Origin of the sequence: Paracoccus sp. (in: a-proteobacteria) (genome assembly GCF_047973135.1) — a bacterium.
In the GTDB taxonomy this organism is placed as follows: domain Bacteria; phylum Pseudomonadota; class Alphaproteobacteria; order Rhodobacterales; family Rhodobacteraceae; genus Paracoccus.
The window spans coordinates 1-18,808 of sequence record NZ_JBKEBL010000179.1 but is presented as its reverse complement, the minus strand read 5'-3'; the positions used below and the strand labels follow the sequence as shown (position 1 = coordinate 18,808).

The following is an 18,808-nucleotide window of genomic DNA, read 5'->3' as shown; positions in this document are numbered from 1 at the left end:
GCGGTTGTGGCGCAAAGCGTTGCGCGCCAGCGGGGGCGACACCGCCGGGGCGCAGCGTCAGCTTGGCCGGATCGAACAGAATCGCCTGCGAGAGGATGCCCGCCGGATCTGGGGCGAAGCCTATCCGCTGCCCGACCGGGCGGCCTGGTCCCGCGCGTCTATCTGTCGCTGCGCAGATCGCGGCTGACATCCTCAAGCCAGCCGCGCGCCGAGTTGATATTGGCCAGCGCCATATCGACCTTTTGCGCCGGGCTGCGCCGACCACCATCCAGACGCCTGGGTGCCTCGGCCACGCGCTGCTGCACGGCCCTGGACGGGCGCGGCGTGACTGAAAGCAATGTCTCCTGGATGCGCCGGGTCTCATCCATCGGGGCGACGCCAAGTTCTTCGCGCAGGATCTGTTCGCAGGCGGCGTATTGGCGCAGCGCAAGCGGGCGGTTTCCGGCGTGATAATGGCAGCGCATTACCGCGCGATGCACATGTTCCAGCAGCGGATCCAGCGCCAGCAGGGCGCGCCCGTGACGCAACCCTGCCGCCCAGTCCTGCCGCGCCATGGCCACGTTCAACAGAAATTCCAGCGCGTCGGAATGATCGGCCCGCAACGATTCGCGCCAGAGGAGGCACCAGTCGGAATAGACCGCCTCCAGCAGATCACCGCGATAGCCATCGACCGCATCCTCGACAAGGCGCAGTTGCGCCGCATCGACCGTGGCGGGGTCGGTGCCCGACACCACTTCGGTCGCGCGGTTCATCGCGTCCACGTCGATCCGGTGATCAGGCTGGCGGACATAGCCGACCTGGTTCTGGCGGCGGATCAGGGCCGCGCCCACATCTACCCCGACGGCCTTCAGCGCCGCCGCGATGCGCCACAATTCGGTGTTCAGTGCCTTTCGCCCGCGAGGTTCGGGCAGGTGCGCCCAGAATTGTTCGGCCAGACGCGCGCGATGAAAGGTCCGCCCGGCCTCCAGCACCAGAAAGGCGAAAAGCTCGGTGCTGCGTCTGGTATACAGATCGGCCACGCGCCCGGCATGGCCAGTTACCGAGAACTGGCCCAACAGAACAATCGTAATCATCGCTCCCCCATCGGGTAAACCCGATCAACTTTTACGAATTTTTGCAGTTTGTTTTGGGGAATAATGCCCATCTGAACCGATTCTTTCAACTATATTGCCCCTTACGTCAGCCGCGCCGCAGTCCGGGGGCATTTTGCGGCGTGAATTTCCATCACCACCGGAACAACAGGGCGTCACGCAGCGATCCATCCCGTTGAAGGAAATGCACTTTCGCTGTGACATTCCTGTGACCCTGCGGTGATGGGCCGGTGACGGCGCTGTGCCAGCCTGACGGGTGATAGGTCAACAACCGGTTTCCCTCAGTCCTGTGCCCCATGTCCGCCGCAACCCCTCGCACCGCTTCGTCGTCGTCTATCGCCGCGAGACCCGCGAGATTTCGGGGGCAGTCGAGGTCTGGCGCGGCTGGATCGAGCGCATCCCGGACCCGCGCCAGCGTGTCGAAGAGGGCCAGACCGAGGGGCGGCTGGGGTTCAACGAACTGGCCGAGATTCCGGGGCTGATGATGCAGTTGATCGACGAGGCCAAACAATGCGACAGGAGAAAACGTTCATGAATATGACATCTGCCCGGTCCCTGTCGCCTGCGGCACCCGCCATCAGCCCCGCCGCGATGCCCGTCACCATCGCACCCTCGCGCCGCGAATTAAGGCGCGCCGATCCCTCGCTGTCCTTTCAGGTATCCGCGCCGGGCATGGCGTTTTTCGACGTGATCGTGGCCACCGATCCCCTGCTGTTTTCCCCCGATCAGGCACACCGCCGCACGCCGCGCAATTTCCGGTCGTCGCGGCAGGATTTCGAGGGCATGCCGATCGAGACCGAGACCGGGCTGTACATGCTGCCCTCGGCCTTCCTGCGCGATGCGATCAGTCAGGATCCCCGGCCCGTGCGGCTGCATTATCTTGCCGTGGCCTATGCAGACCAGGCGGCACGGGACGGGATCCTGTCGCAGCGTCCCGACAGTTTTGCCGACGCGCCATTTGTGCTGCTGGGGGCCGATCTCAGCGCGCGCAGTCTGGCGCATGTTCTGGGTATGGCGGTGCACCGGCTGGGGACGGTGAATGCGCGCGGGCGGGTGATGACGGCCATGCCCGAGCTTGCGGCAGGGGCCTTGCCGCGGATGATCGGCGGGCTGCCTGTGGATTTGCCCCGCCATGGCGGCGGGGCGATGCAGCGCCCGGCCGTGCCCGCTCCTGTGCCTGCCCCGCTGAATGGCCCGTCACCGGTGAACAGTCCTTCATCCGTTGCGCCGCGAACCGGCGGCGCGAAGATGCCGCCGGTTACGGGCAATAGCGGCACGATCAACGGCCCCACCCCGGTCACGCATGCGAACGGTATGGGCCGCGCCCCGGTTCCTGCCACGCCGATGCGGGTGCCGCCCGCGACGGGGGGCGGTTTCGTGGATGACGATTATGCCTTTGGCGGTGGCGGTGGCGGTGGCGGTGGTGGCACCGGGTTCCGCGACATGGACAGCGCCGGGCCGGGGCGTTGTTATGACGGCTATGACGATGGATTGGGGCCGATGCCGGATCATGGCGGCTACAGCTTCTCCGAGGACGCGCCCGCGCCGCAGGCCGAACCCGCACCGCCGACCGAGCCGATCCCGCCGCTTGACGACGTCCCGTCAGCCACACCTGCGCCGGCTGCGGCGGCACCTCTGCCCGCGCCGCAGCGCAGCGGCGAGGGCTGGAAGGACACGCTGGTTTCAGCGGTGATCGCCGAGGGCGCAGGCGGGCGATATGAAGCGTTCAGCTTTGACGGCGCGTTCCGGGGACGTCTGGGCGAGACCCATCCCAATTACCGGCGCGCCCATGACGGGCTGTCCATGGGGCCGCATCAGGCCAATCAGGACAGCGGAGAACTGGGCCAGCTTCTGTCGATGATGCAGGATGCCGACCCTGCCGGTTTCAGCCGGATTTTCGGCCCTGCCGCCAGCGAATTGCTGCGCCTGACCAATGCCGAAGGCCCTGCCTCGGCGGAAACGCAGGACGGGCGCGGCGCGCGGATCCAGATGGCCGAGGGTGCCGACCTGTGGGAGGAGCCCTGGGTCTCGCGCTTCCGGCAGGCCGCCGCTCATCCTCCGTTTCAGGCCGCAATGCGCGCCCAGATCGTCGCCAACCGGCTGGATCCGATGATTCCTGCGGCGCAGGCCATGGGGTTCGAGGGTGTGCGCGGCGTGGCGATGCTGCTGGCGCTGGCCATCCATGTCGGCGTTCCGCTGGCCATCGACGCCGCCCGCAAGGCGGTGAACCCCTTTGATACGCCCGCGCGGCTGGCCCCGATGCTTGAGGCGGTGCAGGCCGACAGCCTTGCCGCCTTCCAGACCGCCCATGACCTGCCTGCCTCGGGGCAGATGGACGCCGCAACCCATTTCGCGCTGCTGGCCGCGCTGCGGGCGATGGGCGCGGATGCGCCCGTGCCGCTGCCCGACCCTGAAACCGCCATGGACATGCTGGTGACGGCGGTTGGTCCCGGCCCGGTCGGTGATGCGCTGCTGAAGCTGCGGGTGTCGGGCAATTTCCGTCAGACGGCGAACGGGTAGGCGATCATGTATGACCCGTACCGCCAGCGCCCGGCTCCCGCGCCACGGCCCGCGCAATCCCCCGGTCTTGGCCGCCATCAGATCGAATCGATCCTGTCCGAAAGCCCGTCATGGCACGCCATGACCCCCGGTCAGCGCGCGGATATGGCCAGCGCCATGTCCAAGGTCTTTAACTTTCTTGGCCGCACCCCCGGCGGCGCACCCGCCCGACCCCTTGCGCCCAATCTGGACGACCTGCGCGGCCGGGGCGGCGACCAGCCCGCGACCCCGCCGCCACCGCAGCAGCAGGGCCAGCCCCCCGCCGCCGTGCTGCCGCAACAGCAGGCGCAAGGGACGGATATTTTCCAGACCGCTGGCAACGCCACAAAGACCATGCTGGGCGCGATCGGCTTTCCCGATTTCTGCGCCTCGTTGATCCAGGGCACGTTTCAGGCCATCGTGGACAGCTCGATCCAGCAGATGGAGGCCTATTCGAACCTTCTGGCCGAGACGGCCAAGACCGTTGATGTCTTCATGCAGGACAATATCAGCGAGGATATGGCCCGCGATCACCTGACCTCGAATTACGGCGACATCTTCCAGAAAGACCTGTCATCGGGCCAGCCGCAGATGACCGTCAACACCGAGGCCGTGGGCGCGGGGCAATTGCCGTCTTTTCTGAAGAATCTCGGTTTTGACAGCCCGATGGATCTGGATCAGAACGCCGTCGATAACGTCGTCGTGCCCCAGACCCGCAAGACCCTGGCCGAGATGCGCCATCAGTCGCTGGCGACCATGGTGATGATGGGAATCAACCGCATCGTCGTGTCCGATGGCGAGATCAACGCCAAACTGCAATTCCACATCGACGCCAGCCAAAGCACTTCGCTGACATTTTCGGACTACAAGCCGACCAACTGGTCGCTGGCCGGGCAGCTTGGATCGAACCAGTTCGCGGCATCGGGACTGTTGGTCAACACGACGAATATCAACGCGCAATCCGGCATCAACATGAATACCGACCTGACCGGCGAGGTGCGGGTCAGGTTCCGGTCGGATTATTTCCCGCTGGAGCGCTTTGCCGACAGCGCGGCGATCCAGTTGATCAACCAGCACGCGCATGTGGCGACTGTGCCCGCAGGCAAAGGCGGCGAGACTGCCGGGCAACCGCCTGCGGCGCCGGGCCTGCCGCCTCCGCCTCCGCCGCCACTGCCGCCGATGGAAGGAGGAGGGACATGAGCGCGTATCCGTCGCTGGCCCAGACCCTGACCGCGCTGGTCGATGCCGCCACCCCCCGGCACCCGGCGCTGACCGTGACCGAGGCAGAGATTTCGCTGCCGCTGGTCGTCTCGGTGGCGCGCGGAGCCGACGGCCCGGTCATTACCGCTCATCCGCCCTGGTCGATGTTCCCCACCGGTTTTGATCCGGTTGCGCATCGCGCGCGGCTGAGCTTTCGCGAAGTCCCGCAAGAGGCGGGCACAGACAGCAATCCTGCCGCCGGACAGAACGGGGGGGCCTGATGTCCCCCGCCGGCGGCTATCCGATCGAAGAGTTTCTTGAGGCGATCACCGCCCAGCTTGACCAGACCCAGGACGCGCTGCGGCTGAAGGCCGTGAACCGCCCCCTGACCTTCGCACTGAAGGATTTCAACGTCGATCTGAAGGTGTTCGTCGAGATGGATATGGATGGCCGGGTGACATTCCGCCCCGCCGCCCCGAACGAGGAAGGAGCAAGCACGGTGAGCATCGGTTTCACCACCATCACCCGGCCCGCCATCGAGGAAAACACGATCTCGATGGAAATGGCCAATGCGCCGACGCTGGACGAGCTGGGCCTCGCCCCGGACGAAAGGCGGCAGCTTGCGCGTGTGGGGGTCCGGAACGCCGCGCAGCTTCGCAATCTGGAACGCAATGCCGGGGATGAGGGCATGGCACGTCACACCGGCGTCAATATCGGGCGCATCCGGGGCGCGTTGAATCTTGCGCGGCCCCGGCTGAACGAGGTGGTGGATCCCGACGCGCGCGCCGATGCCCCGCCTTCGGCCTCTTTGCCCCAGGCGGGGCATGGAACGTCCCCCCGGATGCCGTTCGAACGGCAGGACTGGCGGCCGCGACCTGACGCTGGCGATGACGACATGCCCGGACAGCGCGATCCGCAGGGCCGGCGGCCCGAGGCGCAGCCGCCCCGGTCCACGCCCGGCGTCCCGCCACCGCAACAGCCCTTTCCAAAACCGCGCCGCCAGCTTCCCGTCGGTCCCGAGGCGCGCAAGATCGACCTCAGGGGCAACAATCTGCTGGATGGCGGGCGCATGCCCGTCGCGCGGCTGGATGGCCAGCGGCTGAACCTGCTGGCTGCGCAGCCTTCGGCCCTGTCCTTCGCGCTGCCCGAGGGGTGGGCCCTGGGACCGGGACGACTGACAGTCGAAATGCCCGATGGCGACCGCGAGGATTTCGACCTGTCCGGGGGGGCCGGATCATGAGGCGCCAGGGACATATCATGCTGAAGCTGCGTGACGGTGCCACGACCCGCGCGCCCGCGCTGCTGGATGTGCGCGACGGTGCCCGCCGGGCCTCCGGATCAGTCGATGGCAACGGCGCCGCCGACCGCGCCATCCTGCACTGGACCTCGGGGATACGGGTGCGCCGGGTCTATCACGCGGGCGGGTCGCTGGGTAAGGCGGGCAGCCGCGAGCGGGATTATTCCGCGACCGAGGAACGGCTTGGCCTGCCACAGATCCTGTGCATCGAACTGGCCGAGAAAGAGGCGACCGTGGATGTGCTTGCTGCGCTGCGCGACGCGGATGCAGTGGAGTGGGTGCAGGTCGAACCTCTGGCTTCGGTCCCGCCGCTGACGCGCGGCCTGTCCGTCACCCCGCCCGACCGGCACGCCGCCTTCGACTGCGTCGGTGCCCATCAGGCGTTGCGGATCGAACCCGGCCTGCCCGCGATCAGGGTCGCGGTGATCGATACCGGGGTCTCGCTTGAGCATCTTGAGTTTTCCGGCAAGCTGGCAGGCGGATATGACACGGTCGATCTGGGAATGGGCATCGTCGCCGACGGGATCAGCCTTGTCGGCGACAGTCTGGGCCGGGATTTTTGCGCCCGCGACGAGACCGGGCATGGCAGCCATGTCGCTGGTATCATCGGCGCGCTTGGGCGGTCGATGGAACATGGCGTCGCCGGGGCCTGCCGCATCGTGCCGATCCGGGCGCTGGCCGCCGCGCGGGCCGATGGCGGGCCGGTCTTTGGCGTAGGCGGGCTGTCGGATATCGACGCAGGCATCAAGGCCGCCGTCGATCTGGGCGCAAAGGTGCTGAACATGTCCTTCGGCACGGCCGCGGACGATCTGGACGGCGAGGCACCGCCGCCTCATGCCGATTCCATTGCCTATGCCATCGCGCGCGGGGCGATCCCCGTGGCCGCGATGGGTAATTCCGGCCGGGACGAGGATTTCTATCCCGCCGCATTGCCCGATGTCATTGCCGTGGGCTCGATGTCGCTGACGGGCGAGGTGTCGTCCTTTTCCACGCGCGGGGCGCATGTCGCCCTTTGCGCACCGGGCGAGGATGTGCTGTCGGCCAGGATCGAGGGCTATGGCCTGTCCACCGGCACCAGCCACGCGGCCCCTTTTGTCGCCGGAGCCTGCGCCCTCATGGCCGCGCGCGCACGCCGCCTTGGTCATGACCTGAGCGCCGGTCAGGCCCGCCGCGCGCTGTGTCTGTCTGCCCAGGGCTATGGGCGCGATCCCGATGCGGATGCCGGCTGGGGGATGCTGCAAATCCCCGCCGCGCTGTCGGCAATGGACGACCTGATAGCCGTACCCGAGGAGCTTGCCACATGAATGCCAACCAGATCAGATTTTCCGAAGCTCTGGACCAACCGGCGCTGATCGCCCTTGCGGGATATGTCATGCACCGCCCGGCCTCGGTTCAGGAAATGAACGCGCTTCTTGAGGTGGCGGAAAGCGTTGTTCACCTGATGAACGAGGACAAGCTGCGCGACGAGGGGGCGATCCTGTCCCGCGCCCGCGAAAAGCCCACGGCGCTTGCCGCGATGGAGGTGCTGACGGCGCTGGTCGCCCGCGCGCTCTGCCGCCGCGATCTGGGTCATGACGCGGATCCGCCCCCGGATCAGGCGACCGGCTGGATTTCGTCGAATGTCACGGCGGGCGCCGCCCATCTTGGCCGCGCCCGTGCGATCTGGCGGGACCGGGCCGGGCGTGGTTTCGGCAACGACCGCAAGGTGCTGGATCACGCGTTGCAATCGGCAAAAGCCGGCGCAACCGCCGATCCGGTACCCGAGGCGCAGCCCGAAGATGCCGCCCCCGACTATGCCACGGGCGAAACGCCCCTTCGGCCGCCCGCCTCGGGCAAGGACCATACCCCCCCGTCAGAAACGGGACAAACCGGCACCCCGCCAAAGACGGGAAAGGAGAAAATCATGACCGACCCGACACCGACCCGAGACAGAATTCTTTCCGGAATGGCCTTCAACCCCGCCGGCCTGCCCGCGATCCTGCGCAATGAGACCGCGCAAAAGGCCTATGTCGATGCCATCGTGACCGCCGTTGCCATGCTTGGGCATGAACCGCGCACCAGCAGCGACGGGTCGGGGCTGGATGAGGCGGAACAGTGGGCCTCGGCGACGACGGCGCTGATGCTGATCGAGGGGCACTACAACCCCTCGGACAGCCGGTTCTTTGCCCATGTGCAAAGGATCGTGGCCGAATTGTCGGGTCCGGCGACGGAAAGCAGCCAGATCCGTATCGACGGCCACAGCATTCAGGACGGCCAGATCATTCTGGGCGGAGGCGGCGGCGACCCGCTGCTGATGTCCGCCCCGTCCGGTGCCAACCAGCGCATCGCCCTGTTCAGTTCCGCGCGCACCATCCTGCAACGACGGCTTGGCAAGGGCGACCGGCTGTTCCTGCAATCCTGGGCGATTGCGGGCCGCAAGGCGGTGGACAGCTTTTCCGACCATGGCGGCGACTCCACGCTGATGACGCCCACGGTGGATGCCGCCTATAACGACGACATCGCCTCGGGCGGGGCAGGGGGCGGCGGGGGCGGCATTGCCAATGTCGAGTTGCCGCCGCTGAACGATCCCGCAGGGTACAATGACGAGGTCGAGCGCGAGAATGTGCGCGCCGTTTCGACCATCTATGTCAGCTATCAACTTGAATTTGCCATCACCGCCTGCGCCCGCGTGCTGGAGCTGTTCGTAGCGGGGCTGCTGCCGATTCCGGCCTCGGACGGCTCGGCCCGTGAGCTGGACAATCTGTATTGGGATCAAGAAGATATGCTGAACGAATCCGCCAGGCGATCGGTCTATGCGCGCGTTCTTGGCGCGCCGGGGGGCGAGCTGAGCTTTGACATCCAGCCCAATACCGAGTTCAACACGCTGCTGATGCGTTCCGTCTCGGCGATTTCGGAATATGAACGCGAGCAATCCGCAATCACCCATTTCGACAATGCCGCGAGGGGCCGCCGGTTCCAGACCACCTCGGGCGAGTTCGTCCGCAAGGCGATCCGGGATTTCGCGGCCAATGCCAGCCTGCGCGGATGGGCAGGCACCGCCTTCACGGCAGAGCGCATGGCCAAACAGATCAGGCGCGTGATGAAGGTGCTGAACCTGCCCTCGGTCAGGACCGCCTTTGGCGTGACGACGCCCTGGCAGGTGATTGAAAGGGTCAGCCAGCGCGAATTCGGCATCACCGTGAATACCGTCCTGCACCGCACTCTTGCCGTTGAAACGCAGCGAATCATGGGAATCATCGCAGATAATCACACCGTCTGGTCGAATACCACGGGCGGTCGCCCCCTGTTCAGCAGCAACACCATCACCGGCGATCTCAGCCTGACCGACAGCGATGCGCTGATCATCGCGGCCCAGCATTTCCGCGCCGTGACCGGAATCGGCGACGGGCTGATGAACGAATATTCCGAACCGGTCGAGGTCTATGCCGCGCCCAGCCTGCCATCCGGCGGGGGCATGGCGGGCATGGGCGGCGGCGCGATGGCAGGGGTCAACATGGAGGGGATCAGCCAGCTTCGCAATCTGGTCAATTCCGGCCAGACCCCAAGCCCCGACCAGATCCTGTCGATGCTGCCGCGCATCTGACCCGCTGACGCGCCCCTTGAAAGAAGGAAGGTTCCCATGGCCAATTACTCACGCGCTGCGGATGCCGCCAAGAACGTTCTTCACCGGGCGTCCCGGCGGCTGATGACCGCCGATCCGACCTCGGACCGCCATGTATCGCAGGCGCTGGACAGGGCGCTGGACTGGCGTCTGGGCGATCGATCGCAGCGTTCCCTGTGGCGCCGCGAATTCGAGCCCAGCTTTTCCGAAACCCAGTCCCGCGCGCTGGCGTTTCAGGTCACGCCGTCCGGTCGTGGCATCGGCCCCGGCGATCAGCGCGAGATGACCAATGATACGGTGCGCGCGATGATCTACAATCACTTCGGCAATGACCCGCTGCGCTGGTACGACGACCGGTCCGAGCCGATGCGCGCGCGATTTGGCGCGGCCTCGGTCGGGGGCGCGCATTACGCGCTTGGTCTTGACGGACGAGGCCTCAGCGAGGTGCAGGCGGCCTTTGAATGGGGTCCGCAGACGCTGGATCTGTTGCCCGGCCCGGTCATGGCGCTGGCGCAGACCGCGCTGTCGGTCATGCCGGGGCTGCGCCCCTTCGCCACCATCATCCGCACCTCGGCCTTTTCGGGTGGTCAGCAGATTTCCTTTGAAATTGTGGATGAAACCGGCCTCGACGCGTTCCGCCCGCTGATGGAGGCGCTGGGGATGGGCAACAGGCATGGCGGGTTCCAGACGCTGCTGGCCTTTGTCCTTGGCGCTCGGTTCGCGCTGCCCGCCGGGGTGGCGGTGCTGACTTTGCTGAACACCACCAAGGGACCGGAAATGCGGGTCGATGTGAATATCGACGCGCTGCCCGACAGCCCCGAACAATTGCTGCCGCTGCTGCGCCTGCCCATGACGGAAAGACCGCAGAACCTGTCCGCGCTGGATAGCTGGATGACCGCCATGACGCCGGACGGATATTACGGCCCCGGTTCGATCACGGTTCTGTCGGTGCGGGTCAGGCCGGACATGCCTGCGCGGCTGGCGCTGTATCTGCGCCCCGTGGCCATGGAAGAGGCACCCGCGTCCACGCCCGAACCGGCCAACCCGCCGCCACCCGCCGCGACGCAGGCTGGCTGGCCGCGGCGGATGATATAGGGGGACCGCGCCATGAACCTTCGCCCGCCCGCCCCGCAGAGCCCCGGCCAGACCTTTGCCGGACCGCGCGACCATACGCTGGATCTGGTCCGCGCGAATGTCAGGAACCTGCTGACCCGCTCGGCCGCGTTCCGTGCCCTGCCGAAGGACCGCCAGCAACAGGTGGCTGCCGACACGCTGAAGGTCGCGCGCTATATCACCGATGCCAATGGCGCCACTTCGGGCACGCCGATGTCGGTCTTTATCGACAATCCCGCAGGTGCGCCCGCGCGGCCCTTTGCCGACCCCGCGCCTCCGCCCCGTCCAAATGCGCCATCCGAAGGACAGCGGAACTTTCGCGGTGCGGGCGAGGATTTCAAGAACGCAGCGACCAAAAATGCCGGAACCGATCTTGCGGCGGCCATCGACGCGGTGGATTTTCCGCAATTCTGCGCATCGCTGATCGAAGGCGTGTTCAACGCCATCGTCCGCACCTCGATTCAACAGATGGAGGCCTATGCGGCCATGGTCGCCAATGTGGCGAAATCGGTCGATCAGTACATGCAGGACAATGTCTCGAACGAACAGGCGATGGATCAGCTTGTATCCGCGCAGCCCGACCTGTTCGAGGCCGATATGGGCGGCGATCAGCCCACCATCGCCGCGCGTCAGGACGCCGATGAAAACCAGATGGGTGGCTTTCTGCAATCGCTTGGCCTGCCTTTCGATCTGGATGCCGGGGACAAAGAGGTCGTACAGACCCAGGTGGTTCCCGCGATGCGCAAGAATATCGCGATGGACCGGCAAAAACTGCTGGCGACGATGGTTCTGATGGGGATCAACCGCATCGTCGTGACGGATGGGAAAATCTCGGCCTCTTGCGTGTTTTCCATCGACGCCAAGGATGTTCTGAAACGCAATCAGGAAATCAACACCAGCTTCGAACAGAACTACAATTCGCGTTACAACAAAAGCAAGCGCGAAGGCTGGTGGATATTCACCAAATCGAAGGAAAGCGAGCGCACGCGGCTGAACGTCAAGACCGAAGTGGACACCAACCAGACCGATGAAAGCGAAAGCAAGTCGAACCTCAAGGCCAAGCTGACCGGCAATGTCGATCTGCGCTTCAAGTCCGACTATTTCCCCTTGGAAAAAATGATGGACATGCTGGGCACGAACGAGACCGTAATCACCCAGATCGCGCAGCAGCCGACGCCACAGCAGGCCCGGCAGGTCGGCGCGGGCGTGCCCTTGCCGCCCGCCCCGCCGCTGCCGCCGCCACCGCCGGGCATGGGAGGGTGAGCCTTGTCATCCGCCCTGCCTCTGTCGCGGTCATTGGCGCATCTGGATCGCCTGTTGCAGCGCGCCCGGCCCGGATTTGCAGGGGCAACGGCGTTTTCGGGCGGCGACCCCCTGTTCATCGACCTGCCGGACTATCGCGGCGGGCTGGCGGGGCAGATCCGTCCCGAAAGCATGCAGGTGGTCGCCGCGCTGTATTTCGCGGCCGAGATCGAGGGCACCTATCTGATGAGTGTGGGCGAGGAACTGGCGCAGGCCCGCTTTACCCTGAACCTGACCGACCGGGACGCGGCGCGGGCGATCGAGGATCTGGCGCAGGCGATGGAACAAGGCTGGGTCGGGCGCGATCTGCGCAACCAGATCTTTGCGCGGGTATTCGGGCTTGGCTATGCCGATCCCAATCTGGGCGATACGGCGGTGAACCGCGAATTCGAGCCCCGGCTGGCGCGGTTCTGTTCGGCGCTTTTGCAGGCGACCGGCGCATCGCAGACCTATCCGCCCGCCAGCGCGGGAACCCTGATCCGGGCGGGGACCGCCGCGCAATCGCTGATGCAGAACCTTGCCGCAAAGATGCAGGGCAACACGCTGATCGTGGCCGAGCGGCTGTCGCGGCAATTGCGCCTTGCGCTGGCCGCGCTGAACCATCGCGGGCTGGCGACGCTGTTTCAGGGACAGAACGCCTGGGACGTGGTGCGCGCCGTACTGGGCGCGGATACGCCCGATCTGGCGGGGATGATCAACCGGGCGCAGACCGGGCTGCGGATCCTTGGCTGGATGGCCGATCACATCGAAGCGCTGAACGGGGCCGACACGAACCGGATCGGTGCGGCCATCGCGGGCGAGCCGCAACTGGCGGGATGGGCGGAATTGTGGCTGGGTGCCGCCGGGATCACCCCCGCCGTGGCGCATGGAGGGGCAAGATGAGCGGCTTCGACGCCCTTCCCGCCCCATGGAATCGTCCGTCGCGCCCCGAGGGCATCCGCCCCGCACCCGAGACGGTGGCCCTTGTCCAGACCCAAATCGACGCGCTGCTGAACCGCACGCCGTCCTTTTACGCACTCGGCCCGGCCGATCGTGACCGCATGCGCGGCCAGTTGACCCGCATTTCCGCCTATGCGGCGGAACTGGCCCGCGATGCATGGGTCTCGGCCCGGAGGCTTGGCCAGACCCCGTTGGTCCGGCAGGAACGCATCTACAAGCCCGCCACAACAGTGCGCCCGGTGGCGCGGACACAGGCGGCCGAGGCCAATCTGCGGACATCGGCGGTGGATCGCGTCGCCGATGTCACCCAGTCCACCCTGCGCGCCATCGCCTTTCCGACCTTCGTGGCCGATCTGATCAACGGCACGTTCGACGCGATCATCGGGGCGACAATCAAGCAGATGCACGCGTTCATGGAACTGGTCGGGAATGTCGCGAAATCGGTCGATGAATTCATGCGCGACAATATCTCGGACAATCAGGCGCGCGACTATCTGGTGCAGGCCTATCCCGGCCTGATGCAGGTCTCGGTCGAGGACAACCAGCCGCGCCTTGCCGTGACCGAGGCGGGCGAGGGCGCAAGCCGCGAGGCGCTGGCCGGGATGCAGGGACAGCTTGGCCTGCCCGATCCGGTTTCCACGCTGGACGATGACATGATCGAGGAACGGCTGGTTCCCGCCGCACGGCGCAGGCTGGCCGAAAGCAGGCTTCAGATGTTGTCATCCATGGTCATGCTGGGGCTGCAACGCATCGTGATCCGGCATGGCCGCATCCGGGCGACCATGGGTTTTCACATCGACGCATCTGACCGCGCCCATGCCGAAGAGGCCTCGACCTTCGATTTCGCGCATCAGAACTCGGTCCAGGGGATGTTCTATGTTGCCTTTTCGGCCCGGACTTCGGTGGCCTATGTCTCGTCTCAGCAATCCGACAGCGACAGCGCAATCAATGTGCAGGCCGATCTGACCGGCGAGGTCGATCTGACATTCGAAACCGATTATTTGCCCCTGAACCGTCTGGCCCGCGCCGAGCGGATCGAGGCCATCCGCGCCAATACCCCGAACCCCGAGGCCAGTCACCCGGTGAATGCATCCGCCGGCATGACCGCGCGCCGTGACGGCGCGCCATCGGCGGCGCGGGTCGTGTCTGACCGGATCGCGGCACATGGCAGCGAACCCGCGCCAACCATCGCCGACGGCCTGCTGAACGCAGCGGGCGAGGCCGGCCGCGCGGTCACGGGGGCGGCAACAGGAGGCGGCGGATGACCCAGGCACAGATTGATCCGGGAAAGGCCCTGTCCGGCCCTTTCGGACAGAATCACGGCCCCGAAATGCGGACATCCAGGGCGGTGCAGGCGTTGGCTGCGGGGCAGGTCAAGGCACTGCTGGAAAGCGCCCCGGCCTTTTACCAGCTTCCGCCGCAGGCGCGGGCCCGGATGCAGGGCGATCTGGAAAAGATCAGCGCCTATACCGCCACCCTGATCGAGGATGACTGGACCCAGTCAGCCAAGCTGGATCAGGAACCGATGGTCCGCGAAACCCGCGTGATCGACGCCCGCGTCTCGTCCCGGCCGCAGGATCCTTCGCGCGCCCCTGCGCGAACCAAGGCCGAGGGCTTCGTGCCCGGCGAGGATGGCGGCTTTACCCCGGTCGCTGCCTCGAACGTGGCGCGGATCACCGAGGACACGCTGAACGCCATCGCCTTTCCCACCTTTGTCGCCGATCTGATCAAGGGCACGTTTCAGGCCATCGTCGAAAGCTCGATCCAGCAGATGGAAGCCTATGCCGAGCTGTTGTCCAATGTCGCCAAGACCGTCGATCAGTTCATGGCGGACAATATCACCGACAACAATGCCCGCGACTGGCTGGCCGGGGCCTATCCTCAGGCGATGCGGCTGGACACAGGGTCAGGCAGGCCGCGCCTTGTCCCGCAGGACGGAGCCGAGGACCGCGACCCGCCGAATTTCCGGCAGGATCTGAATCTGCCCGAACAGCCCGCCGGTCTTGATGAGGAAACCATCGAGACGGTGCTGGTCCCCGCCGCCCGCCGCAGGATCGCGCAATCACGCCAGCAGACGCTGGCGACGATGGTGCTGATGGGCATGAACCGGATCGTGGTCACGCGCGGGCGGATCAAGGCGGCGATGGGGTTCCGAATCGACACCACCGACGCATCCCGCGCCGAATCCGCACAGCAATTCGATATGAAACACGAACACGAGGCCAAGTACGGCTGGTTCCTGTCGCCGGTCAAGGCGTCGATGAAAACCACCGTCTCCTATGTGTCGTCGTCCAAAAAATCGTCCGAAAGCGAAATCGACGTGTCAGCCGACCTGACCGGCGAAGTCGATCTGCAATTCAAGTCCGATTACTTCCCGCTGGAGCGTTTTGCCGACACCGCCGTCATCGCGCAGATCCAGCAGAACACGCCCAATCCGGGCGCCAACAAGCCGATCACCGGCGCCCCCGGCGGCGCGGGCGCCAGCCAGTGACCGCCCGCGCCGCAACATATTCAGGAAAGGAAACCCGCCATGGCCTATGACTATGCCCGCCCCTTTGCCGAGGTCGATCCGATCCTCGAATTTACCTCGCTTGGCGATCTTGTCCGGCAGATGCAGGACTTTGCCCGACGTCATCAGCGGTTCAGGGCCGGGGTGGCCGATACCAGCTTTTTCCCCTTTTCGGCGATCTGCAAGCTGGTGATGACCTTTCCGTCGGGCAGCTATGGCGGCACCGGCTTTTATATAGGGCCGGGCCTGATCCTGACCGCCGGGCATAATGTCCTTGACCGGACGCCCGACAACAGCGGCACCGAGGCCGCGACCGCGATGACGATCCGCGCGGGCCAGCAGCAAGGCGGCACGCATCTGTCGGAATTTCACGTCACCGCCGCTGACTGGACGGCGCATCCGCAGTGGGCCGGCTCGAACGCAACCAATCGAAGCTTTGATATGGCGGTGATCCGGGTCACGACCCCGCCGCCCGGCGGCCAGTATTTCGAGATCGCGAATTACTCGCCGGTTCCCGAAACGCCCGTGGCGGTCTGCGGTTATTCCGGGCAGGACGTGGCCAGCGACCGTCAGCATCTGGATATCGACCGGATCCGGCGTCTTGGAAATGACGGCGAGACCGTCGAATACAACCTGCAAACCCGGCAGGGTGGTTCGGGTTCGCCGGTGTTTCTGGATTTCGTGAACAGCCCCGGCGGAGATGCGCCCTCGGCGATTCCGGTGATGGGCGTGCATGTGGCGCGCGGCGATGCGCAGCATAATCGCGGCGTGCTGCTGACCCCCGACAAGATCGACTGGGCACGCGGCGGCGGCATCATGTCGGTGGCGCAGGGCCTGTCATGCAGCTATTCCAGCGACGCGCCGCGTTCCAGCCTTGGCGGGCTGCCGCTGATTGTCCGGCCGCGCAGCCAACTGGGCGGGCTGCCGCTGATCCCCACCCGGAACCAGACACCGCCCGCGCCTGTGCCCGCGCCTGTACCTCTCCCGGCGACAGCGCAGGGATTCCGCGCCCGCAGTCTGACGCGCAACTGGATTGTCGCCGACGAGGATCGCGGCATGTCGGTGCAGCGGCGGACCTTTGGCAAGACCGCCAACGACCTGACCGGCAAGACCACGCTGGAGGTCACGATCCGCAACATGCCCGCAGGCGGCGCGGTCCACTGGAACATCCCGCGCGCCGACGACCGGAGAAGGGTGCTGTTCGAGACCGGTTCCGGCACTTCGCCCAACGCCACCGGAACACGCGTCACGCTGCGTTCGCTGGCCCCCGGCGTCGCGCATGTGGATTGCATGGTCAAGGACGCCTCGGGCACCACGGTCGAATCCAACAAATACCTTGTTTCCTCGCCGCATTTCGTCAAGGTGGCGTTCGACCCGAATGTCACCGCCTTCCTGAACGGGCTGGGGATCGGAGGCCAGCGCCAGACCATCATCGACGAGATGCGCGCCGTCACCTCGCTGCTCTATGAAAACGTCAACGTGCGCTTCGTCATGCCGGGCGACACATTGCCCGCGCATCTGGACGGCCCCGCCAACGCGGCCTTTCCCGGCGGCAGGCAGGTCGCGGCATCGGTCTCGATCATCAATGTCACGGCGCAGGTCGGCGCGGTCGATCCCGAACAAAGCCACCGCGATGGCGCGACGGCGCAGTTTCCGGTTGGCACGCAGGGCCGCAACCATCAGCCGGGCGACCTGCCCGCGCCACTGAACAACCACAATATCTCGACCGTGCTGCTTGGCCATATGCGCACCATCCCCGAGGCCGGCACGGTCGAGACCGCGTTGCAGGGCGGTGGGGTCAGCGCCGCCAACCGCCAGCTTGCCGCGCAGATGTACGGGCGGCTTCTGGGCGAGGTTTCGGGCCATGAGTTCGGCCATTTCGCGCATGGCACCTTTGCCGGGCACAATACCGGGCCGGACGGCCTGCTGGCCGAGGGCCAACACCGGTCCTTTGCGGAAATGACCGGCATGGCTCCGGGAAGCGGTGGCGCGATCCTGACCGATAACGGTGTCAACGGAATCAACCGGCTGACCGCTGCCAATCTGCGCGCCTTCGAAGAGGCGATGCCCGTCGATCCGCCCCTTGATTCGGCTGCTGAAAGCGCGCGCGGCCGCGTCGGCAGCTTTGCCGTGCGCCCCATGTCGGGCGAGACGGTGCATCTGCCCGGCGCGACCGTGCTTGAGGGCTGGCAGGCCCGCGCCCTGCTGTTCGCCATCGAAGAGGCACTGACCGCCGCCGCCAGCGCAGGTAATCCGGCGATGTATCTGGCCAACCAGATGATCATCGATTTCAACCTGCTGCTGGAGATCTGTGACCGGACCAATATCTCGGTTGGCCTTGGCGCGGCCTTTGGCGGCGGCGCGGGGACGGGGGCGACCGCCGGGGCAGGGATCGTCTTTGCGCCGGGGCGCAAGGTCGGCTTTTACGGCGCGCTGTCGGCGGTGGCCGGGGCCGTGGCCTCGGGCGGGGCGATGGCGCAGCTTACCGTCATACGTGGCGGGCCGGAAAATTTCGGCGGGGCCAGCTATACGGTTGGCGTCAATATCGGCACCCTGGGCTGGTTCGATGCGGGGACGTTCGACGTGCCGGTGGGCGCGCATGTGGTGTTCAATTCCGACCGCCAGCCCATCGGCTTTGTCGCCGAACTGGGTGTCAGCGCCGGTGTGCCCGGCCTGTCGCTGATCGAGGGCTTCGGTCAGGCGGTCTGGACCGAAACCACATTCGACGGTTCGCGCCGATACGGTCGCAGCGCCAGCGTGACCGACCCGACCGGCGACCGCCGCAGCCGCGCCATCGCGGCGGCAATCGCGGGCGGCGCAAACCCGGAAGAGGCCGCCGCCTTCGTCGCCCGGCTTTTTCCCTAGCGGCTTCGCCCGGTGCGGGCGGCGTTCGGGCGCAGGGCCTGACCGCCTCTGGCCCCGGTGCCGAAGCCGCCCCCCATGGCCATCGCGTCCTGCTGGACGAGACCCGCCGCTTTGCCGCACCCGAAGGGCTGTTTCACATGCCCCGGATCGACAGCGGCGAGGAAAGTTTTGATGTCACGATCCCGCAGGGGTTGCGGCTGGCGCTTGTCGATCTGGCCCTGACCGAGGCCAGCATCGGCGCGGGGGCCGAACTGGCCACGCTTCCGCCACGCGGCACTACCGGCAGGCTGCGGCTGGCAGTGCGCTGGCGACACCCGGTTCCGGCAGGGGCGCTGACCTTCCGCCTCAGGGTT

15 protein-coding genes and 1 pseudogene are annotated in these 18,808 nt (G+C 66.2%); 15 read left to right on the top strand and 1 reads right to left on the bottom strand.

Features of this window, described 5'->3' with window-relative positions; genetic code table 11:
* Nucleotides 1–187: pseudogene (locus ACK5L9_RS13800) on the top strand (hypothetical protein); the annotation flags it as partial.
* Here ACK5L9_RS13800 and ACK5L9_RS13795 read toward each other — a convergent pair.
* Nucleotides 159–1,073, bottom strand: a complete 915-nt coding sequence (locus tag ACK5L9_RS13795) for an AfsR/SARP family transcriptional regulator (protein ID WP_416912045.1) — start codon at nt 1,071–1,073, stop codon at nt 159–161. The pseudogene ACK5L9_RS13800 and the gene ACK5L9_RS13795 sit on opposite strands and share 29 nt — an antisense overlap.
* Before the next feature lie 307 nt (nt 1,074–1,380).
* Between ACK5L9_RS13795 and ACK5L9_RS13790 the strand changes: the two genes are divergently transcribed.
* The 14 genes from ACK5L9_RS13790 to ACK5L9_RS13725 all read left to right on the top strand — a co-directional run.
* Nucleotides 1,381–1,626 carry a hypothetical protein gene (locus tag ACK5L9_RS13790; RefSeq protein ID WP_416912044.1) on the top strand — a complete coding sequence of 82 codons (246 nt, stop codon included), beginning with the start codon at nt 1,381–1,383 and terminating at the stop codon, nt 1,624–1,626.
* Entirely contained in the window at nt 1,623–3,611 is a 1,989-nt protein-coding gene (locus ACK5L9_RS13785; protein ID WP_416912043.1) for a hypothetical protein, read from the top strand. The genes ACK5L9_RS13790 and ACK5L9_RS13785 overlap by 4 nt, the downstream gene beginning before the upstream one ends.
* 6 nt (nt 3,612–3,617) lie before the next feature.
* Complete coding sequence (locus ACK5L9_RS13780; protein ID WP_416912042.1) at nt 3,618–4,829, top strand: hypothetical protein; 1,212 nt, start codon at nt 3,618–3,620, stop codon at nt 4,827–4,829.
* Entirely contained in the window at nt 4,826–5,110 is a 285-nt protein-coding gene (locus tag ACK5L9_RS13775; protein ID WP_416912041.1) for a hypothetical protein, read from the top strand. Before ACK5L9_RS13780 ends, ACK5L9_RS13775 begins: the two co-directional genes overlap by 4 nt.
* Nucleotides 5,110–6,069, top strand: coding sequence for a hypothetical protein (locus ACK5L9_RS13770; protein ID WP_416912040.1), 960 nt, complete (start codon nt 5,110–5,112; stop codon nt 6,067–6,069). The genes ACK5L9_RS13775 and ACK5L9_RS13770 overlap by 1 nt, the downstream gene beginning before the upstream one ends.
* A 17-nt stretch (nt 6,070–6,086) precedes the next feature.
* Nucleotides 6,087–7,430 carry a S8 family peptidase gene (locus tag ACK5L9_RS13765; RefSeq protein ID WP_416912039.1) on the top strand — a complete coding sequence of 448 codons (1,344 nt, stop codon included), beginning with the start codon at nt 6,087–6,089 and terminating at the stop codon, nt 7,428–7,430.
* On the top strand, nt 7,427–9,709 hold the full coding sequence (locus ACK5L9_RS13760; protein ID WP_416912038.1) for a hypothetical protein: 2,283 nt from the start codon (nt 7,427–7,429) through the stop codon (nt 9,707–9,709). The genes ACK5L9_RS13765 and ACK5L9_RS13760 overlap by 4 nt, the downstream gene beginning before the upstream one ends.
* A 36-nt stretch (nt 9,710–9,745) precedes the next feature.
* Nucleotides 9,746–10,822 (top strand): hypothetical protein, encoded by a 1,077-nt coding sequence (locus ACK5L9_RS13755; protein ID WP_416912037.1) that lies wholly within the window; start codon nt 9,746–9,748, stop codon nt 10,820–10,822.
* Nucleotides 10,823–10,834: 12 nt separating this feature from the next.
* Nucleotides 10,835–12,103, top strand: coding sequence for a hypothetical protein (locus ACK5L9_RS13750; RefSeq protein ID WP_416912036.1), 1,269 nt, complete (start codon nt 10,835–10,837; stop codon nt 12,101–12,103).
* Between the two features lie 3 nt (nt 12,104–12,106).
* Complete coding sequence (locus tag ACK5L9_RS13745; RefSeq protein ID WP_416912035.1) at nt 12,107–13,024, top strand: hypothetical protein; 918 nt, start codon at nt 12,107–12,109, stop codon at nt 13,022–13,024.
* Nucleotides 13,021–14,346: a hypothetical protein gene (locus ACK5L9_RS13740; protein WP_416912034.1), complete on the top strand. Its 1,326-nt coding sequence runs from the start codon at nt 13,021–13,023 to the stop codon at nt 14,344–14,346. Before ACK5L9_RS13745 ends, ACK5L9_RS13740 begins: the two co-directional genes overlap by 4 nt.
* The gene (locus ACK5L9_RS13735) at nt 14,343–15,572 is read left to right on the top strand and encodes a hypothetical protein (RefSeq protein ID WP_416912033.1); all 1,230 of its coding nucleotides are present in this window, start codon (nt 14,343–14,345) and stop codon (nt 15,570–15,572) included. The genes ACK5L9_RS13740 and ACK5L9_RS13735 overlap by 4 nt, the downstream gene beginning before the upstream one ends.
* A 39-nt stretch (nt 15,573–15,611) precedes the next feature.
* The gene (locus tag ACK5L9_RS13730; protein ID WP_416912032.1) at nt 15,612–18,455 is read left to right on the top strand and encodes a trypsin-like serine peptidase; all 2,844 of its coding nucleotides are present in this window, start codon (nt 15,612–15,614) and stop codon (nt 18,453–18,455) included.
* Nucleotides 18,456–18,592: 137 nt separating this feature from the next.
* Nucleotides 18,593–18,808: hypothetical protein (locus ACK5L9_RS13725; RefSeq protein ID WP_416912031.1), on the top strand; the 216-nt coding region annotated here is incomplete at its 3' end.